Source organism: Enterobacter sp. Y17, assembly GCF_019730495.1.
GTDB classification, from domain to species: Bacteria; Pseudomonadota; Gammaproteobacteria; order Enterobacterales; family Enterobacteriaceae; genus Enterobacter; species Enterobacter asburiae_B.
Genome location: NZ_JAASKP010000001.1, coordinates 1982243 through 2000672 on the forward strand (window position 1 = coordinate 1982243; position 18430 = coordinate 2000672).

The following is an 18430-nucleotide window of genomic DNA, read 5'->3' on the forward strand; positions in this document are numbered from 1 at the left end:
ACGTGCCGCAACGAATTCTGGTGCTCGGCGCCAGCGGGTACATCGGTCAGCATCTCACCGCGGCGTTAAGCCAGCAGGGACACCAGGTGCTGGCAGCGGCACGCAACACCGAACGCCTGCAAAAGCTCAGTTTGCCTGGCGTCACCTGCCACAGCGTTGACCTCAACTGGCCGAAGGAACTTCCCGCCCTGCTGGAAGGGGTCGATACGCTTTACTACCTGGTGCACAGCATGGGCGAAGGCGGGGATTTCATCGCCCATGAGCGGCAGGTGGCGATGAACGTTCGCGACGCCCTGCTGCAAACCCCGGTGAAGCAGGTCATTTTTTTAAGCTCGCTCCAGGCGCCCGAACACGAGCAGTCCGATCACCTGCGCGCCCGCCAGCTGACGGCTGACACCCTGCGCGGGGCGAATATCCCCGTCACCGAACTGCGCGCCGGGATCATCGTCGGCGCAGGCTCCGCCGCCTTCGAAGTGATGCGCGATATGGTTTACAACCTGCCCGTACTCACGCCGCCGCGCTGGGTGCGCTCGCGCACCACGCCGATTGCGCTGGAGAATTTACTGCATTATCTGGTGGCCCTGCTGGATCACACGGCGGAGCATCACCGCGTGCTCGAGGCGGCAGGCCCTGAAGTGCTGAGCTATCAGGAGCAGTTCGAACATTTCATGCGCGTCAGCGGCCGCCGCCGCTGGCTGATCCCCATTCCCTTCCCGACCCGCTGGATTTCGGTGTGGTTTTTGAATGTGATCACCTCGGTGCCGCCGACGATCGCCAAAGCGCTGATCCAGGGGCTCAAACATGATTTACTGGCGGACGATCGCGAACTGCGGGCACTCATTCCCCAGGACCTGATCCGCTTTGACGATGCCGTGCGCAATACGCTGAAAGAGGAAGAGCAGCTGGTGAACTCCAGCGACTGGGGTTACGACGCTCAGGCGTTTGCCCGCTGGCGGCCGGAGTACGGCTATTACCCGAAACAGGCGGGCTGCACGGTGAAAACCCACGCCAGCATGGCCGCGCTGTGGGAGGTGGTGAACCAGATTGGCGGCAAAGACGGTTATTTCTTCGGTAATATCCTGTGGCAAACGCGCGGAGCAATGGATCTGCTGGTGGGGCACAGGCTGGCAAAAGGCCGCCCGGCACGCCCGTATCTTGAGGTGGGCGACGCGGTCGACAGCTGGAAGGTCATCATCGTCGAGCCGGAAAAACAGCTGGCGCTGCTGTTCGGTATGAAAGCCCCGGGGCTGGGCCGGCTCTGCTTTACCCTGAAAGACAAAGGCGATTGTCGTGAACTGGACGTCCGCGCCTGGTGGCATCCCCACGGAATGCCGGGTCTGTTCTACTGGCTGTTGATGATCCCCGCCCACCTGTTTATCTTCCGCGGGATGGCAAAGCGGATTGCGCAACGGGCAGAACAAAAGACGGAAAAGATCTAAATAAAACTCTCTTTCTTTCACCTTTCCCATTGCATAGCGCCGTAATTCACGAAAGAATGCGCACGAAATTCTTTTCAACACAGTGGATTGATATGAAGGTACTGGTTACCGGGGCGACCAGCGGCTTAGGCCGAAATGCGGTCGAATTTCTGCGCAACAAGGGCATTAGCGTCAGGGCTACCGGTCGCAACGAAGCGATGGGAAAACTGCTGCAAAAAATGGGCGCGGAGTTCGTCCATGCTGACCTGACGGAGCTGGTCTCCTCTCAGGCGAAAGTGATGCTCGCCGGTATCGACACGCTGTGGCACTGCTCCAGCTTCACCTCCCCGTGGGGTACCCAGGAAGCCTTCGATCTCGCCAACGTGCGGGCAACCCGCCGTCTGGGCGAATGGGCCGTTGCCTGGGGCGTGCGTAACTTTATTCATATCTCGTCACCTTCACTCTATTTCGACTATCACCACCATCGTGACGTGCAGGAAGATTTCCGTCCCGCTCGCTTTGCCTGCGAGTTTGCCCGCAGCAAGGCGGCCAGCGAAGAGGTGATTGACCTGCTGGCACAGTCGAACCCGCACACCCGTTTTACGGTCTTACGTCCGCAGAGCCTGTTCGGGCCGCACGACAAAGTGTTTATTCCGCGCCTGGCGCAGATGATGCACCACTACGGCAGCGTGCTGCTGCCGCGCGGCGGCGATGCGCTGGTGGATATGACCTATTACGAAAACGCCGTTCACGCCATGTGGCTGGCAAGCCAGCCGGACTGCGATAAGCTGATCTCCGGTCGCGCCTACAACATCACGAACGGCGAACCCTGCACGCTGCGCAGCATTGTGCAGCGTTTAATTGACGAGCTGCAGATCGACTGCCGCATCCGTTCAGTCCCTTACCCAATGCTGGATATGATTGCCCGCAGCATGGAGCGTTTTGGCAGTAAATCGGCCAAAGAGCCTGCGCTGACGCATTACGGCGTATCGAAGCTTAACTTTGATTTCACGCTGGATATTTCGCGGGCGGAGAACGAGCTTGGGTACAAACCGATCGTAACGCTGGATGAAGGGATTACGCTTACGGCGGCGTGGCTGCGGGATCATGGGAAGTTGCACCGATAGCCTTAATTCACGGAGAGGGATATCCGAAGGATTACCCCTGCCCGTATTTCTCTAAAAGCGCTTCTGCAATAGCCATCGTTTCCACATCAGCTACGCCGTTCCACAGCTGCGGCCTGAAGTGCATCTGGAACACCATGATGATGCGCTTCTGCTGGGCAGGCGTGCTGTTGTCGGGCACCTCATAACCATAGCGTGCGAGTAAATCCAGCAGCGCTGCGGTGTCTACCGGCTGATAAGGCGGTCGCCCGTTTATATAGAACGCAACGCGCCCGGCATCGGGCCATGCACCAATCCCCTGCTGCGCCAGCTCACGCCACGGGAACAGCGGGCCGGGATCGTCTTTACGCTGCGGAGCGATGTCCGAATGGGCCACCACATTTTCAGGTCTGATGTTGTAGCGGGCAATAATGTCTTTGGCGAGCGGAACCAGCGCCGCAATTTGCGCAGGCTCAAACGGCGTAAAATGCTTAACGCCCGACGTTTTTTGCCAGCCGCGGTTCTCCAGCTCAATGCCGACAGACGTATCGTTAATCCGGTTGGTGCCGCGCCAGAAGCTGATGCCCGCATGCCAGGCCAGTTCGCTCTCGGGCACCAGCTGCCAGATGCGCGGCTTACCGTCCGGAGCAGGGGGTTTAGCCGGGATCAAATAGTGGGAGCTGACGTTCTTATCCGTCAGCGTGGCCAGCGAGCTGTCAAAGTCATCTGCGGTGTAGTGGATCACCAGCACCTTTATACGCGGGTAAGCCGCCTGCGCCTGATGACGCGTGTCCAGCTCGTAGGCGCCTTTGTCGATAATCCCTTTTTCCGTGGCACACCCTGCCAGCAGCAGCGCCAGCAGGAGCGTTGCAAGCGAACGCGTCATCGGAGGGTTTTCACCGCCGTACCGCTTACGCTCACCATCAGCATGCTGGCATCTTTCCCGACCGTTTCGTAGTCGATATCAATTCCCACAACCGCATCAGCGCCGAGGGCTTCCGCCTGCTCGCCAAGCTCTTTAAAGGCGATTTCACGCGCTTTGCGCAGCTCTTTTTCGTATGCGCCCGAGCGGCCGCCAACGATATCGCGGATACCGGCAAAAAAGTCGCGGAAGATATTAGCGCCGAGAATGGCTTCGCCGGTAACCACACCGCAATACTCGGTTATTGTCTGCCCTTCCAGGGTTGGCGTTGTTGAAAACTGCATGGTTTCTCTCCTTCTTTAGCGTTCAATGCCTTAGGCACAGCATTATCGGTTCGTTACGCTATGATTGAAAGGATAGTTAATAAATAAGGAAATCAACATGCGCTATTCTGCTTTAACACTTTTGGTGCCCTGCGCGCTGGTGCTCAGCGCCTGTACCACCACGGTCACGCCAGCCTTTAAGGATATCGGTACCCGCAGCGGCCCCTGCATTGAGGGCGGCCCGGACGCCGTGGCGCAGCAGTTCTATGATTATCGCATTCAGCACCGCAGCAACGATCTCACCGGCCTGCGCCCGTATCTGAGCGACGGTCTGGCAAAACTGCTTAACGACGCCACCCGCGATCCGCAGCATAACGCCCTGCTGAAATCCGATCCGTTCTCCAGCCGCACCACGCTGCCGGACAGCGCCGAAGTAGCCAGCGCGTCAACCATCCCAAATACCGATGCCCGTAATATTCCGCTGCGCGTGAAGCTGACGCAGGGAACCCAAACCTGGCAGGATGAAGTGCTGATGATCCGTGAAGGACAGTGCTGGGCGGTAGACGACGTGCGCTACGTTGGCGGCAGCGTTCATGCCCCGGCAGGCACGCTGCGCCAGTCGATTGAGAATCGCTAAACCCGCCGATACAACCCGGTAACCCCCGTAAAATGTGCGGCATTTCATGCGGAATGCCGACATTTATACTCGCCGACCTTACCGTTCGCTATTTTGTGCTATGTTTAAGAGGAAACACGGGTTATATTTAACTTTTAACGCATAAATATTGCATAACTATTCTGTCAACGGTACTATCTGCGGCCTCAATTGCTATAGATTGCCTGGATGAGTAAAGACTGCCCCGATGAGTATTAAACTAAACGGCATTAACTGCTTCTACGGCGCACACCAGGCGCTGTTTGACATCACGCTGAACTGCCCGGAAGGCGAAACGCTGGTTTTGCTTGGCCCAAGCGGTGCAGGCAAAAGCTCCCTTCTGCGTGTCCTTAATCTGCTTGAAATGCCCCGTTCAGGTACGCTGGCAATTGCCGGTAACCATTTTGACTTCGCGAAAACGCCGTCTGATAAAGCGATTCGCGAACTGCGTCAAAACGTCGGCATGGTCTTCCAGCAATACAATCTCTGGCCGCATCTGACCGTCCTGCAAAACCTGATTGAAGCGCCGTGCCGCGTGCTGGGGTTAAGCAAGGATCAGGCGATCGCGCGCGCTGAAAAGCTGCTGGATCGTCTGCGCCTTAAGCCCTACAGCGACCGCTATCCGCTGCACCTTTCCGGTGGTCAGCAGCAGCGCGTAGCCATTGCCCGCGCGCTGATGATGGAGCCTGCGGTATTGCTGTTTGATGAGCCAACCGCGGCGCTGGACCCGGAAATTACCGCCCAGATCGTCAGCATCATTCGCGAGCTGGCGGAAACCAATATTACGCAGGTTATCGTCACCCACGAAGTGGAAGTGGCGCGTAAAACCGCCAGCCGTGTGGTCTACATGGAAAACGGGTATATCGTTGAGCAAGGTGATGCGAGCTGCTTCGCGAACCCGCAAACCGATGCCTTCAAAAACTATTTATCTCATTGATTGTGTCAGGGGAAATATAATGAAAAAAGTATTACTTGCCGTGCTGCTTGCTGGCGTTACCCTTTCCGCTACCGCAGCTCAGACCATTCGTTTCGCCACGGAAGCCTCTTACCCTCCGTTTGAGTCCATTGATGCGAACAACAAAATTGTTGGCTTCGACGTGGACCTGGCTAACGCCCTGTGTAAAGAGATCGACGCGACCTGTACCTTCAGCAACCAGGCGTTCGACAGCCTGATCCCAAGCCTGAAGTTCCGCCGTATCGACGCCGTGATGGCCGGTATGGACATCACCCCGGAGCGTGAAAAGCAGGTTCTGTTCTCTACGCCTTACTACGACAACTCCGCCCTGTTCATTGGTCAGAAAGGTAAATTTACCTCTGTCGATCAGCTGAAAGGCAAAAAAGTTGGCGTGCAGAACGGCACCACGCACCAGAAATTCATCATGGATAAACATCCGGAAATCACAACCGTTCCGTATGACAGCTACCAGAACGCGAAGCTGGATCTGCAAAATGGCCGTATCGACGGCGTATTTGGTGATACCGCGGTCGTAACCGAGTGGCTGAAAGCCAACGATAAACTGGCGCCAGTGGGCGACAAAGTGACCGATAAGGATTACTTCGGTACCGGTCTGGGGATTGCCGTTCGTCAGGGCAACACTGAGCTGCAGCAGAAATTCAACGCTGCGCTGGAAAAAGTGAAGAAAGACGGCACCTACGAAACCATCTACAAAAAATGGTTCCAGAAGTAATTCCTGATGAATGAAATTTTTCCTTTAGCAAGCGCCGCCGGGATGACCGTCGGCCTTGCCGTTTGCGCACTGATTATCGGCCTCGTGCTGGCGATGTTCTTTGCGGTGTGGGAATCCGCGAAATGGTTCCCCGTCGCCTGGACAGGCTCCGCGCTGGTCACCGTGCTGCGTGGGCTTCCGGAAATTCTGGTGGTCCTGTTTATCTATTTCGGCTCCTCACAGCTGCTGCTGACGCTGTCGGACGGTTTTACGATCAATCTTGGCTTTGCGCAGATCCCGGTGCAGATGCAGATTGAAAACTTCGACGTCAGCCCGTTCCTGTGCGGCGTGATTGCCCTCTCCCTGCTCTACTCCGCGTACGCGTCGCAAACCCTGCGCGGTGCGCTGAAAGCCGTGCCGCAGGGTCAATGGGAGTCGGGTCAGGCGTTAGGCCTGTCGAAATCAGCGATCTTCTTCCGTCTGGTCATGCCGCAGATGTGGCGCCATGCCCTGCCGGGCCTCGGCAACCAGTGGCTGGTGCTGCTGAAAGATACCGCGCTGGTGAGCCTGATCAGCGTTAACGATTTGATGCTGCAAACCAAAAGCATCGCCACCCGCACCCAGGAGCCTTTTACCTGGTACATTGTGGCGGCGGCTATCTACCTGGTGATCACGTTGCTCAGTCAGTACATCCTCAAGCGTATTGACCTGCGTGCGACGCGCTTTGAACGGAGACCAGGCTGATGCTTGAATATTTCCCCGAGCTGATGAAAGGGCTGCACACCAGCCTGACGCTGACCGTGGCGTCCATTATCGTGGCGCTGATCCTGGCCCTTATCTTCACCATCATCCTGACGCTGAAAACGCCGGTGCTGGTGTGGATTGTGCGCGGCTACATCACCCTGTTTACCGGTACGCCGCTGCTGGTGCAGATCTTCCTGATTTACTACGGCCCGGGCCAGTTCCCGTCGCTGCAGGAGTATCCGGTTATCTGGCATCTGCTTTCTGAACCGTGGCTGTGTGCCCTGATTGCCCTTTCGCTGAACAGTGCGGCCTATACCACCCAGCTGTTCTACGGGGCGATCCGCGCCATTCCGGAAGGACAATGGCAGTCCTGCGGAGCGCTGGGCATGAGCAAGAAGGACACGCTGGCGATCCTGCTGCCATACGCCTTTAAGCGCGCGCTCTCCTCTTACTCCAACGAAGTGGTGCTGGTGTTCAAGAGTACCTCTCTGGCCTACACCATCACCCTGATGGAGGTAATGGGTCACGGACAGCTGCTGTACGGGCGCACCTATGACGTGATGGTGTTCGGTGCGGCAGGCGTGGTCTATCTGGTGGTTAACGGCCTGTTGACGCTGATGATGCGCCTGATCGAGCGTAAAGCGCTGGCGTTTGAGCGCAGATCGTAGGCCGGGTAAGCGCAGCGCCGCCCGGCAAGAAGTGCATAAATGTGATTAATCAATGCGGGTAACTTTCTGGTTATCCGCTTTTTTTTGCCATTAAACTAATACTTAATCATTTTTATTGCATATAAATTCATTAAATGGCATTGTACATCCATGCCGCAGACACGGCGCATAAATAAGACAGACGGGAGTATTACAATGAAAAAGTTAGTTCTGGCCGCATTGCTCGCCACCTTCGCCGCTGGCGCATCCGCAGCTGATAAAATCAATTTTGGCGTGTCCGCCACCTATCCGCCGTTTGAATCGCTGGATGCCAGCAACCAGATCGTGGGTTTCGACATTGACCTGGCGAAAGCGCTGTGCAAACAAATGCAGGCCGACTGCACCTTTACCAACCATGCCTTCGACAGCCTGATCCCGTCGCTGAAATTCAAAAAATACGACGCGGTGATCTCCGGGATGGACATCACGCCTGAGCGCAGCAAACAGGTTGCGTTCACCGACCCGTACTACGCCAACTCGGCGGTCGTGATTGCGAAGAAAGGCGCCTATACCTCTTTCGATCAGCTGAAAGGCAAACGCATCGGGATGGAAAACGGCACCACGCACCAGAAATACCTCCAGGACAAACATCCTGAAGTAAAAACCGTGGCTTATGACAGCTACCAGAACGCGATTATCGACCTGAAAAATGGCCGCATCGACGGCGTGTTCGGCGATACCGCCGTGGTGAACGAATGGCTGAAAACCAATCCGCAGCTGGGCACCGCAACCGAGAAAGTGACCGATCCGCAGTACTTCGGCACGGGTCTGGGCATCGCGGTACGTCCGGATAACAAGGCCCTGCTGGAAAAACTGAACGGCGCGCTGAAAGCGATTAAAGCTGACGGTACGTATCAGAAAATCAGCGAGCAGTGGTTCCCGCAGTAAGATTTTTTTGCCGGGTGGCCCGGCCTACGGGGGTGGTAGTCTGTAGGCCGGGTAAGGCGAAGCCGCCACCCGGCACTCTCTCACAACGGCACAAAGAACCTGAACCGCGCCCCGCTCACCGACTCCATCAGCCTGATCCCACCGCCGTGCAGCTCCAGCATACGTTTCACGATTAACAGCCCCAGCCCGCCGCGATTCTCCCGCGATGCCTGGGTGTTCAACGCCGATGGCCGCTGGAACAGATCGTCGCGCAGCGAGGCATCCACGCCCGTTCCGCTGTCAGCCACTTCGACCTGAAGCCGTTCATTCTCCTGCCAGACCGCCAGACGAATTTCCCCGCCAGATGGCGTATGGCGCATCGCGTTATCGAGCAGGTTGGTCACCACGCGTTCGATCATTGACACGTCGGCGTTAATCAGCGGCAGCGGTCCCGGCACGTCAATATGCAGATTCACTTCGCGCGTGCGGGCGGTGAGCTCAAACTTCTGCGCCACGTCGGAAATCAACTCCCCCATCGCGAAACGCTCGCGCTGCGGCTTAATGCCGCCGTGCTCAAGGCGCGCCAGCTCGAACAGCTGCTGAGAAAGATGACGGACTTTTTGTCCCTGACGCAGCGCGGTGGCGAGATACTGCTGGTGCTCCTGCGGCGTCAGCGTGGCGGCTTTTAGCGACAGAGTTTCCAGATAGCCCAGCAGCGAGGTCAGCGGCGTACGGAGATCGTGCGAAATGTTAGCGATAAACTCCCGGCGCTGGCGATCGCTGTCGGCCAGCTGGTCCCACTGGCGTGTGATTTTACGCGCCAGCTCGATAAAGCTGTTGCGCAGGATCGCCACTTCATCCTTTGCCGCCGCGTCCGACGGCTGCGCCGCCAGTTTTCTGATAGCGCTGATGCTGTCCTGCTCCAGCCCGGCGAGCTCCACCGTCAGCTGTTTTACCGGGCGCGTGACCCAGTACCAGATCAGTAAACCTGCCAGCAGGCCAAACAGCGCGACCCACAGCAATGACCACAGCACCGTGCTCCACAGCGCCTTATGCCAGGCCATTTCCGCCAGGGCGTTTGACTCTTCGCCCTGCAAAATAATGTACAGGTAGCCCTTAAGCTCGCCGTCCTGCCGCAGCGGCGTGGCGCTAAAGACCTTTTTATTTTGACTGCGAGGATCGTCGCCCAGGACCGGTATGGCGGTACCGCTCAGGAAGGTCTGAACCGGGGCCAGATCGATTTTTTGTCGCTGAATGTGGCCCGGCGGTGCGGCATCGGCCAGGATATCGCCGTCCGGGGAGACAACGTACAGCTCAACGCTCGGATTAAAGGTCATCAGCCGATCGAACAGCGGCTTGAGCGCCTTTCGGTCGACCCTGCCCTGCGCGTCCAGAATCGCTTCACGCTGAACGATCTGCTGCGCCAGCCCGCCCGACAGCCGCTGCACCATCGCGTTGCCGTACTGCGTACTGGTGTAGAGTTGTACCGCACAGGCGACGGTGGCGCAGAGCATCATCAGCAGGATAAACAGCAGCGTCAGGCGCTGGCCCAGGCTAAAGCGGCGCATCATGATTTGGCTCCGCAAATTTATAGCCCTTGCCCCAGACGGTGCGAATAATCTCCGGCTCGGCGGCGTCCTTCTCAATCTTGATGCGCAGGCGGTTGATATGGGTGTTAACGGTGTGCTCATAGCCTTCGTGCTGATAGCCCCAGACCTGCTCCAGCAGCGCCAGACGCGAAAAGACCTCGCCAGGATGACGGGCAAAGAAGTACAGCAGCTCGAATTCACGCGGGGTGAGATCCACCACCTGACCGTGAAGCAGCACGCTGCGCGCCAGCGGATCGATGGTCAGACCGTGGGCCTGAATTTGACCGTCGGTTTGCGCCTGCCCCATCGCCTGCTGGCGGCGGAACAGCGCTTTGATGCGCGCAATGAGTTCCTGCACCGAGAACGGCTTAGCCAGATAATCATCGGCGCCGGTTTCCAGCCCGGTAATGCGGTCGGTCTCGCTGCTGCGGGCGCTGATGATGATCACCGGCAGGTAGCGCGTCATCTGACGGATGCGGCGGCAAATCTCTAGACCGTCAACGCAGGGCAGCATCAGGTCGAGGATCACCGCATCCCACGGCTGTTTTTCAAGACGCAGTAAGGCCTTGCCCCCGTCGGGCTCGTGGGTAATGGCGTAGCCTTCGTCTTCTAAATTGAGTCGCAGAAGCGCCGCGATATCGTGGTCGTCTTCCACCAGCAGGATCTGCTTCATGGGTAAGCCTTTATTCATCTCTTATGACGTAAGCTTACCTGATTTCGAGCGGGGGAAGAGTTCACATTTTGTTTAAGATTTCACGAGCAACGTCAGCACTTCATAATGCGCGGTATGCGGGAACATATCGAAAAGCTGAACGCGTTTAATGCGGTAGCCCGGCAGGCTGGCGATGTCTTTCGCCATGGTCTGGGCGTTACAGCTGGAATAGACGATGTACTCGGGTGCCATCTGGCTCAGGTAGTCGCACAGCGCCTTGCCGATGCCGCGGCGCGGCGGGTTGACCAGCACCAGCTCCGGCACGTTGCCCTGGCCGGTCGCAAACTGCGTGGAATCCAGCGCCTGGAAGTGCAGATTCGTTAACCCCAGCCCGGCGGCGGACTGTTTCGCGCAGGCAATCGCTTCGGCAGAGATCTCAATGCCGGTGAGCTGCATCTCTGGCGTGGCGCAGTGCAGACCAAAGCCGCCCACGCCGCAGAAGAGATCCCACATATGATGGACGTTTAACGCACGAACCCAGTCGCGGGCGGTGGCGTACAGGCTGCTTGCCACGGTCGGGTTGGTCTGGAAGAAGCTTTGCGGGCGGATCCACAGCGGCACGCCGTTGAAGCTTTCGGCCAGCGCGTGCTGGTCGGTGAAGAAAATCTCTTTCTCCCCTTCCATGATCGCCATATGCACCGGCTGAATATTTGCGGTAATGACCTTCAGCTGCGGCAGCTGTTCCTGCAGCCACGGCAGCGCCGCGCGCAGCTGCTCCAGCTTGGCTTCCGAGCGCAGCACGAAGCGCAGCATCATGCCGCCGTCGAGTTGGCTTTCCGTCAGCAGAAGGTATTTCAGCTCGCCGCGCCTGCGGGCGACGCTGTAAGGCGTTAATCCTGCACGCGCGATAAACGGTTTCAGCGCGGCAAAGACGGGTTCGAACGAGGCGGGATACAGCGGGCAGCCGGTCAGGTCTTCCGGTGTGCCGTCGCGGTGCAGCATTCCCAGCAGCGGTTTTTCAACGCTGCCGCTAACCACCATTTTGGCTTTATTACGAAAGCCCTGCTCCGGGCCGCTGACGGGTGCGCACCACTCGCCCACCGCGTGTGCTGCCAGCAGCTGTTGCAGGTCGGCCATTTTGGCGGTGAGTTGTTGAGAGACCGGCTGTTCTATCCACTGACAGGAGCGGCAGCGTCCGGCGTCATAGAGTGCGCACTGCATATGAAAACCTTAAGAATCACGAGGGCTGCGATTATACACATTATTGCAGGCGGAAGAACCGCCGGCTTGAGGCCGGAACGAAGAGTAGACAGAGCACCAGCATATCCGGCAATTTTTGCATAAACAGCGCGCGCAGGATCTCGCGCTTGGATTCCCCGGCAATGCTGAACAGCTCCGGGTAGCCGTATCCCAGCGAGGCGGCCCACAGATAGCTGGCGGCGGTAATTTGCGTCAGCAGATAGACCCAGCGCGCCCAGTTGCGCCCTTTGACCAGCGAAAACGCGCAGTAGATCTCGATAAACACCAGCACCAGGCTGCTCAAAAAGACCAGCGTTAGATTCCACGTCTGCACGCTGCGGTGAATGAATTCACCGATGCCGCGCACGCCCAGGGTGTTCAGAATCATCAGCACGTCCAGGCAGCGGATCATAATAATGGCGAGCGCCGCCACCTGAACCAGTGCAGGTACGTTAGGACGCGCGTGCGTAGTACGTGATTTTTTTAATAATCCCAATGTTTTACTTCCCTGAAAAACAGTGCCGCGTCATGCGCGGCACTTCACTGGAAATTTTAAATCCTTCAGCCGCGTCTTGCACGCTGGATATCGCGCACGCGCTGTTTTTCCGCGCGCGCCATCAAATACCAGGCGATAAATCCGACAATTCCGACCACGCCGAGGATGATGGAAGCCAGGGCGTTGATCTCCGGGTTGACCCCCATGCGCACGCTGGAGAAGACCAGCATCGGCAGCGTCGTCGCGCCCGGTCCGGAGACAAAGCTGGCGATAACCAGATCGTCCAGCGACAGCGTAAACGCCAGCAGCCAGCCGGAGATCACCGCCGGCATAATCATCGGCAGGGTAATGATGAAAAAGACCTTCAGCGGCGTCGCGCCAAGATCCATCGCCGCCTCTTCAATGGAGCGATCCAGCTCGCGCATGCGCGAGGAGATCACAACCGCCACGTAGGCCGTACAGAAGGTGACGTGCGCCAGCCAGATGGTGAGCATGCCGCGATCCGCCGGCCAGCCGATGGCGTGCGCCAGGGCCACGAACAGCAGCAGCAGCGCGAGTCCGGTGATCACGTCCGGCATGACCAGCGGCGCGGTGATCATAAAGGCGAACCCGTTTGAGCCGCGAAAACGCCCGAAGCGCACCATCACCAGCGCGGCGATCGTGCCCAGCACCGACGCCATTGTCGCCGCAAGGGCAGCAATGGTCAGGCTCAGCCCCACCGCGCTCATCATCGCATCGTCGTGAAACAGCTCGCTGTACCAGCGCGTCGACCAGCCCGCCCAGACCGTTACCAGCTTAGAGCTGTTGAACGAGTAGATCACCAGCATCAGCATCGGCGCATACAGGAAGGTAAAGCCGATAACGAGAATCGCAATTCGCCACGGGGAGCGCACTACCGGTAAGTTGTTCATCCGTGGTCTCCCATCTGTTTCTGCTGATGCTTGTGGAACCACATGATCGGCACGATCAGCAGCAGGAGCATAACAATCGCTACCGCCGAGGCCACCGGCCAGTCGCGGTTATTGAAGAACTCCTGCCACAGCACGCGGCCAATCATGATGCTGTCCGGGCCGCCGAGCAGTTCAGGGATCACAAACTCCCCTACCGCCGGGATAAAGACCAGCATTGACCCGGCGATAATGCCGCCTTTGGTCAGCGGGACAATCACGCTGAAGAAGGTTTTTAACGGACGGGCGCCAAGATCGAGCGACGCTTCCACCAGCGAGTAATCAATACGCGTCAGGGCCGTGTAGATCGGCAGAACCATAAACGGCAGATAGGCGTACACAATGCCGATATAGACCGCGAGGTTGGTGTGCAGGATCGTCAGCGGCTGATCGATAACCCCGAGCCACATGAGAAAGTTATTCAGCACGCCGTTGTTTTTCAGGATCCCCATCCAGGCGTAAACGCGGATCAGGAACGAGGTCCACGACGGCAGGATCACCAGCAGCAGCAGGATGTTACGCGTCGACGGTTTGCTGTGCGCCACCGCCCACGCCAGCGGGTAGCCCATCACCAGACAGCAGAGCGTCGAGATCGCCGCCACCTGCAGCGACTGCAGATAGGCTTCGAAATAGAGCGGATCGTCGGTGAGCTGCAGGAAGTTGCCGAGATTAAGCGTCAGCGTCAGCTGCCCGTCGGCCCAGTCCAGCAGGTTGGTATAGGGCGGGATCGCCCGCGCCATTTCCGCCAGGCTTATCTTGAAAACAATCAGGAACGGCAGCAGGAACAGCAGGATCAGCCACACGTACGGCATGGCGATCACCAGCTTGCGGCCGTGGTTCATCTGCAAGCGCGTTAGCCACTGGGCAAAACCGCCCGGCTTTTCTGCGCGAGCTGGAGGTTCAAGTGCACTCATTTGCCGCTCCTTATACCGTCAGCACGACGCAACTGTCAGCATCCCAGCACAGGCGCACTTCGTCACCCCATGTTGGCTGCCCCTTGCGGTAGCGATGTTCGTTCTGTAGCTGCGCGCTGAGCATCTGCCCGCTTTTCAGCCGCACGTGGTAGATAGACAGATCGCCCAGGTAGGCAATGTGCACCACTTCGCCCACGGCAAAGTTATAGCCATCGGCAGGCGGATCCTCGCAGAGCATGATTTTCTCCGGACGCAGCGCGACGTAGACCGGCACGTTGTCCACCACGGAGTTATCCGGATCGACCTTAAGCGGATGCTGCAGCCCCGGTGATTCGATGACCAGGCCATCTTCCTGACGATCTTTCAGCAGCCCTTCGAAGACGTTGACCGAGCCGATGAACTCCGCGCTGTAGCGGGTGGTCGGGTGCTCATAAATCTCTTCCGGCTCGCCAATCTGCACGAACTTCCCGCGGTTCATGATCGCGATGCGTCCGGCCATGGTCATCGCTTCTTCCTGGTCGTGGGTCACCATCACGCAGGTCACCCCCACGCGCTCGAGGATATCCACCACTTCGAGCTGCATACGGTCGCGCAGTTTTTTATCCAGCGCGCCCATCGGCTCATCGAGCAACAATAATTTCGGGCGTTTTGCCAGACTGCGAGCCAGAGCCACGCGCTGGCGCTGGCCGCCGGAGAGCTGGTGCGGCTTACGCTTCGCGAACTCCTGCATGTGCACCAGGCTCAGCATCTCGGCCACGCGCGCGGTAATTTCGGCCTTCGGCAGCTTGTCCTGCTTCAGGCCAAAGGCGATGTTCTGCTCCACCGTCATGTGCGGGAACAGCGCGTAGGACTGGAACATCATGTTAATTGGGCGCTGATACGGCGGCACGCTGGAGAGATCCACGCCATCAAGCATGATTTGCCCGGCGGTGGGCTGTTCAAAACCGGCCAGCATACGCAGCAGGGTCGATTTACCGCAGCCAGAAGCCCCCAGAAGGGCAAAAATCTCGCCTTTATAGATAGTCAGGCTGACGTCATCCACGGCATGCTGGCCATCGAAAGATTTGGTGAGGTTACGAATTTCAAGAAGCGGGGTCAGCGCTTTACGGACTTTCGCCTGCGGGCGGGGGATCGCGTCATTCACGGGGTGTTCTCCGGCATAGATCAGTACTGGTGCAAACGCACCGTCAGGGTGCGCATCGCCGGGCGGCGCTAACGCTTGCCCGGCCTACGGGTTGTACAGGCCCGGTAGGCGACAGCGCCACCGGGCAACAATACCCAACGCCGTTATTTACCGCTTTTCACCTTGGTCCACGCGCGGGTACGCACGCGGTCAATTTTTGGATCCTGCACTTTCAGGGTGAAGAGCTTGGCGAACACATCCGCTGGCGGATAGATAGCCGGGTTGTTACGGATTTCTTCGCTTACCAGCGGCACGGAGGCCTTGTTACCGTTCGCGTAGTAAACGTGGTCGCTGATGTGGGCGATCACCTCAGGACGCATCAGGTAGTTGAGGAACTGATAGGCTTCGTCTTTGTTTTTCGCATCAGCCGGCATCGCGAAGACGTCGAAGAAGGCCAGCGCCCCCTCTTTCGGAATGAAGTAAGAGACGTTCACGCCGTTTTTCGCCTCTTTCGCGCGGTTAGCCGCCTGCCACACGTCCCCTGCCCAGCCGATCGCGACGCAGATGTCGCCGTTCGCCAGGTCGTTAATGTACTGAGACGAGTGGAAGTAACGTATGTTTGGACGCAGCTTCAGCAGCAGATCGGTCGCCGGGCCGGTGTAATCATCGGCTTTACTGCTGTTCGGGTCTTTGCCCAGGTAGTTCAGCACGGTGGCGAAAATCTCTTCCGGCGCATCGAGGAAGGAGACGCCGCAGCTTTTCAGCTTCTCAAGGTTTTCCGGCTTCAGCACCACGTCCCAGCTGTCCAGCTTGACGTCCGGGCCCAGCACCGCTTTGACTTTATCCACGTTGTAGCCGATACCGGTGGTCGCCCACAGGTAAGGCATGGCGTATTTGTTGTCCGGGTCATGCTTCGCCACCAGCTTCAGCACTTCCGGATCGAGGTTTTTCCAGTTCGGTAACTTGCTCTTGTCCAGAGGCTGGAAGACGCCTGCCGTCAGCTGGCGCTCGAGAAAGCTTGCAGAAGGCACCACGAGATCAAACCCGGTGCTGCCCGCCATCAGTTTTCCTTCCAGCACTTCGTTGGAATCGAATACGTCGTAGACCACTTTAATGCCGGTCTCTTTTTCAAAATTCGCCACCGTGTCCGGCGCGATATAGTCAGACCAGTTGTAAACGTGCAGCGTTTTTTGTTCCGCAGCGAGCGTGCCGGCAGAGACGGCCATCAGAGCACCCGCAACCAGACCCGATAACCATTTTTTATTCAAGGCGATCATATCTTTATTCCTTCTGAAAGCTCGTTAACAAACGAACTAAAACTGTGCAATCTGAAGATATGCAATAATCATGCATAGTTTGTCGCTCTGCCCAAAATAAAAAGAAACCTCTTTACCCGGCAGCTTCCGCTCGCTTTTTTAAGCATCGCAAGAATAACTGTAGCCCGTGTCTCCGGCTATAGCCCAGACGAAAAAACGCCTTTTATCAATTTTTTATGCAGGTTATGTCTACGTGATAAGCCGAAACGGCCTTCAGGGAGGTGAAAAACTCTTTAAAGAAAGGTTAAAAGCAGCAGAAAAAATGGCCTTCTGCAGCCGCTATGGCAGCGACTGCGCAAAAGTCAGACAGGCTTAGTGAAGAAAATTGGGAGATACATCATTATTCTCTGCATCATCTTCCGCGCTATACAGCAGATGGTGTGCATTGGCTTCCATCATGACCATGGAAATTTGCTCTTCGCTCAAGCGCATAAACCAGGAGAACTGCTTGAACGACAGCCCGGCACCGGAGAATAAAGACTGGCAAACGACCAGTTTTGGCAGATTATCATCCTGTATGTCGAGAAATGCTTTCACCGTCAAAGAACTGGCGTTGATCGCTGACAGGTCGGAGGCCAGCGCCAGCAGCGCGGAGGGCTTCACTTCAGCCAGCGCGGAGAAAAGGATCACGTCGTTAATGAGATCGATTTTGGCATCGAAAATGCCGTCGAAATTCTGCATATGAGGCAGATGCAGCGCCTGGCAGGAATCGCATTCAAAGAACGTAATTCCGGCATCATCAAGCCATTGACGTAACGTATCCAGTGTAGGTACGACCTGTAAATCCATCGCTGTGCAGCCTCTTCAATATAATCTGTGCATAGGGTACGCAAAAAGTGCGTTCAATACCATTTAACCGCCCGTTTTCAGACAGTAGCCCGGCGTGGCATGACGCTCGATCCATGCGATCATTTTACCTGCAATATCGACACCTGTGGTTTTTTCTACGCCTTCCAGCCCCGGCGAAGCGTTCACCTCCATGACCAGCGGCCCGCGCGTCGCCCGCAGAAGGTCTACGCCCGCCACGTCCAGCCCCAGGGTTTGCGCCGCTTTGACGGCAATTTCCCGTTCGCGATCGCTAATATCGGCTACCCGCGCCACGCCGCCGCGGTGAAGGTTAGAGCGGAAATCGCCCTCTTTCGCCTGGCGCTCAATAGCTGCCACCACCTCATTGCCGACCACGAAGCAGCGGATGTCGCGCCCTTTCGCCTCTTCGATGTACTCCTGCACCAGGATGTGGGCATTGAGGCCCCTAAAGGCGTCAATCACGCTCTCCGCCGCCTGACGCGTTTCCGCCAGCACCACGCCAATGCCCTGCGTGCCTTCCACCAGTTTGATGACCAAAGGCGCGCCGCCCACCATGTCGATGAGATCGCTGGTGTCGTCAGGTGAATGGGCAATCCCCGTGACGGGGAGATCGATCCCCTGGCGGGCGAGGAGCTGCAGCGAGCGCAGCTTGTCGCGGGCGCGCGAAATGGCGACGGATTCATTGAGCGGATAGCTGCCCAGCATCTCAAACTGGCGCAGCGCGGCGGTGCCGTAATAGGTGATCTGGGAGCCGATGCGCGGGATCACCGCATCAAAGTGCGGCAGCTTGCGGCCTTTGTAGTGAATCGACGAGGCGGCCGGGTCAATGTTCATATAGCAGGACATCGGGTCGAGGATCTCAACCTGATGCCCGCGTTTCGCCGCCGCGTCTCGCAGGCGCTTACATGAATAGAGCGTTCCATCCCGGGACAATATGGCAATTTTCACCCTGCACCTCTCTGAAGACATGGAAAAAGCCTGCATATCATATACGCAGGCAG

The 18430-nt window shown here is 57.5% G+C and carries 20 protein-coding genes; 8 read left to right on the forward strand and 12 right to left on the reverse strand.

The annotated features are described in order from the left end of the window. Window positions 1-2: 2 nt before the first annotated feature. Window positions 3-1439 carry an SDR family oxidoreductase gene (locus HCH49_RS09280; RefSeq protein WP_221702557.1) on the forward strand — a complete coding sequence of 479 codons (1437 nt, stop codon included), beginning with the start codon at window positions 3-5 and terminating at the stop codon, window positions 1437-1439. Between the two features lie 92 nt (window positions 1440-1531). After that, a complete protein-coding gene (locus HCH49_RS09285) occupies window positions 1532-2545 on the forward strand; it encodes an NAD-dependent epimerase/dehydratase family protein (RefSeq protein WP_033146514.1) in 1014 nt (337 codons plus the stop codon). Window positions 2546-2576: 31 nt separating this feature from the next. Here HCH49_RS09285 and HCH49_RS09290 read toward each other — a convergent pair whose 3' ends face one another. After that, the gene (locus HCH49_RS09290) at window positions 2577-3407 is read right to left on the reverse strand and encodes an N-acetylmuramoyl-L-alanine amidase (protein ID WP_221702558.1); all 831 of its coding nucleotides are present in this window, start codon (window positions 3405-3407) and stop codon (window positions 2577-2579) included. After that, window positions 3404-3727 carry a heavy metal-binding domain-containing protein gene (locus tag HCH49_RS09295; protein WP_023310944.1) on the reverse strand — a complete coding sequence of 108 codons (324 nt, stop codon included), beginning with the start codon at window positions 3725-3727 and terminating at the stop codon, window positions 3404-3406. The genes HCH49_RS09290 and HCH49_RS09295 overlap by 4 nt, the downstream gene beginning before the upstream one ends. 97 nt (window positions 3728-3824) lie before the next feature. Here HCH49_RS09295 and HCH49_RS09300 point away from each other — a divergent pair, with 97 nt between their 5' ends. From HCH49_RS09300 to artJ, 6 genes are all read left to right on the forward strand, one after another. Beyond that, window positions 3825-4343 (forward strand): lipoprotein, encoded by a 519-nt coding sequence (locus HCH49_RS09300; protein WP_023310943.1) that lies wholly within the window; start codon window positions 3825-3827, stop codon window positions 4341-4343. 226 nt (window positions 4344-4569) lie between these two features. Next, a complete protein-coding gene (gene artP / locus HCH49_RS09305; protein ID WP_023310942.1) occupies window positions 4570-5298 on the forward strand; it encodes an arginine ABC transporter ATP-binding protein ArtP in 729 nt (242 codons plus the stop codon). 19 nt (window positions 5299-5317) lie between these two features. Next, window positions 5318-6049: an arginine ABC transporter substrate-binding protein ArtI gene (gene artI / locus HCH49_RS09310; RefSeq protein ID WP_033145049.1), complete on the forward strand. Its 732-nt coding sequence runs from the start codon at window positions 5318-5320 to the stop codon at window positions 6047-6049. Between the two features lie 6 nt (window positions 6050-6055). Beyond that, window positions 6056-6772: an arginine ABC transporter permease ArtQ gene (artQ, locus tag HCH49_RS09315; protein WP_023310941.1), complete on the forward strand. Its 717-nt coding sequence runs from the start codon at window positions 6056-6058 to the stop codon at window positions 6770-6772. Continuing rightward, on the forward strand, window positions 6772-7440 hold the full coding sequence (gene artM / locus HCH49_RS09320) for an arginine ABC transporter permease ArtM (protein ID WP_033145048.1): 669 nt from the start codon (window positions 6772-6774) through the stop codon (window positions 7438-7440). Before artQ ends, artM begins: the two co-directional genes overlap by 1 nt. A 195-nt stretch (window positions 7441-7635) precedes the next feature. Continuing rightward, complete coding sequence (gene artJ, locus HCH49_RS09325; protein ID WP_021240923.1) at window positions 7636-8367, forward strand: arginine ABC transporter substrate-binding protein ArtJ; 732 nt, start codon at window positions 7636-7638, stop codon at window positions 8365-8367. 80 nt (window positions 8368-8447) lie between these two features. On the opposite strand, the gene HCH49_RS09330 is transcribed toward artJ, so the two are convergent. The 10 genes from HCH49_RS09330 to rimK form a co-directional block, all read right to left on the reverse strand. Next, entirely contained in the window at window positions 8448-9917 is a 1470-nt protein-coding gene (locus HCH49_RS09330) for an ATP-binding protein (RefSeq protein WP_221702559.1), read from the reverse strand. Beyond that, window positions 9901-10608: a response regulator transcription factor gene (locus HCH49_RS09335; protein WP_221702560.1), complete on the reverse strand. Its 708-nt coding sequence runs from the start codon at window positions 10606-10608 to the stop codon at window positions 9901-9903. Before HCH49_RS09335 ends, HCH49_RS09330 begins: the two co-directional genes overlap by 17 nt. Before the next feature lie 72 nt (window positions 10609-10680). Beyond that, window positions 10681-11808 carry a 23S rRNA (uracil(747)-C(5))-methyltransferase RlmC gene (rlmC, locus tag HCH49_RS09340; protein ID WP_221702561.1) on the reverse strand — a complete coding sequence of 376 codons (1128 nt, stop codon included), beginning with the start codon at window positions 11806-11808 and terminating at the stop codon, window positions 10681-10683. A 40-nt stretch (window positions 11809-11848) separates the two neighbouring features. Beyond that, window positions 11849-12322: a YbjO family protein gene (locus tag HCH49_RS09345; protein WP_023310935.1), complete on the reverse strand. Its 474-nt coding sequence runs from the start codon at window positions 12320-12322 to the stop codon at window positions 11849-11851. A 65-nt stretch (window positions 12323-12387) separates the two neighbouring features. Further along, entirely contained in the window at window positions 12388-13233 is an 846-nt protein-coding gene (potI, locus tag HCH49_RS09350) for a putrescine ABC transporter permease PotI (protein ID WP_029739447.1), read from the reverse strand. Next, a complete protein-coding gene (gene potH / locus HCH49_RS09355; RefSeq protein ID WP_033145043.1) occupies window positions 13230-14183 on the reverse strand; it encodes a putrescine ABC transporter permease PotH in 954 nt (317 codons plus the stop codon). Before potH ends, potI begins: the two co-directional genes overlap by 4 nt. Before the next feature lie 10 nt (window positions 14184-14193). Then, the gene (gene potG, locus HCH49_RS09360) at window positions 14194-15327 is read right to left on the reverse strand and encodes a putrescine ABC transporter ATP-binding subunit PotG (RefSeq protein ID WP_024907855.1); all 1134 of its coding nucleotides are present in this window, start codon (window positions 15325-15327) and stop codon (window positions 14194-14196) included. 143 nt (window positions 15328-15470) lie between these two features. Then, window positions 15471-16583 carry a spermidine/putrescine ABC transporter substrate-binding protein PotF gene (gene potF, locus HCH49_RS09365; protein ID WP_023335062.1) on the reverse strand — a complete coding sequence of 371 codons (1113 nt, stop codon included), beginning with the start codon at window positions 16581-16583 and terminating at the stop codon, window positions 15471-15473. Between the two features lie 351 nt (window positions 16584-16934). Beyond that, on the reverse strand, window positions 16935-17411 hold the full coding sequence (locus tag HCH49_RS09370; protein WP_221702562.1) for a YbjN domain-containing protein: 477 nt from the start codon (window positions 17409-17411) through the stop codon (window positions 16935-16937). 63 nt (window positions 17412-17474) lie between these two features. Beyond that, a complete protein-coding gene (gene rimK, locus HCH49_RS09375; protein ID WP_033145042.1) occupies window positions 17475-18377 on the reverse strand; it encodes a 30S ribosomal protein S6--L-glutamate ligase in 903 nt (300 codons plus the stop codon). Window positions 18378-18430: the final 53 nt, after the last annotated feature.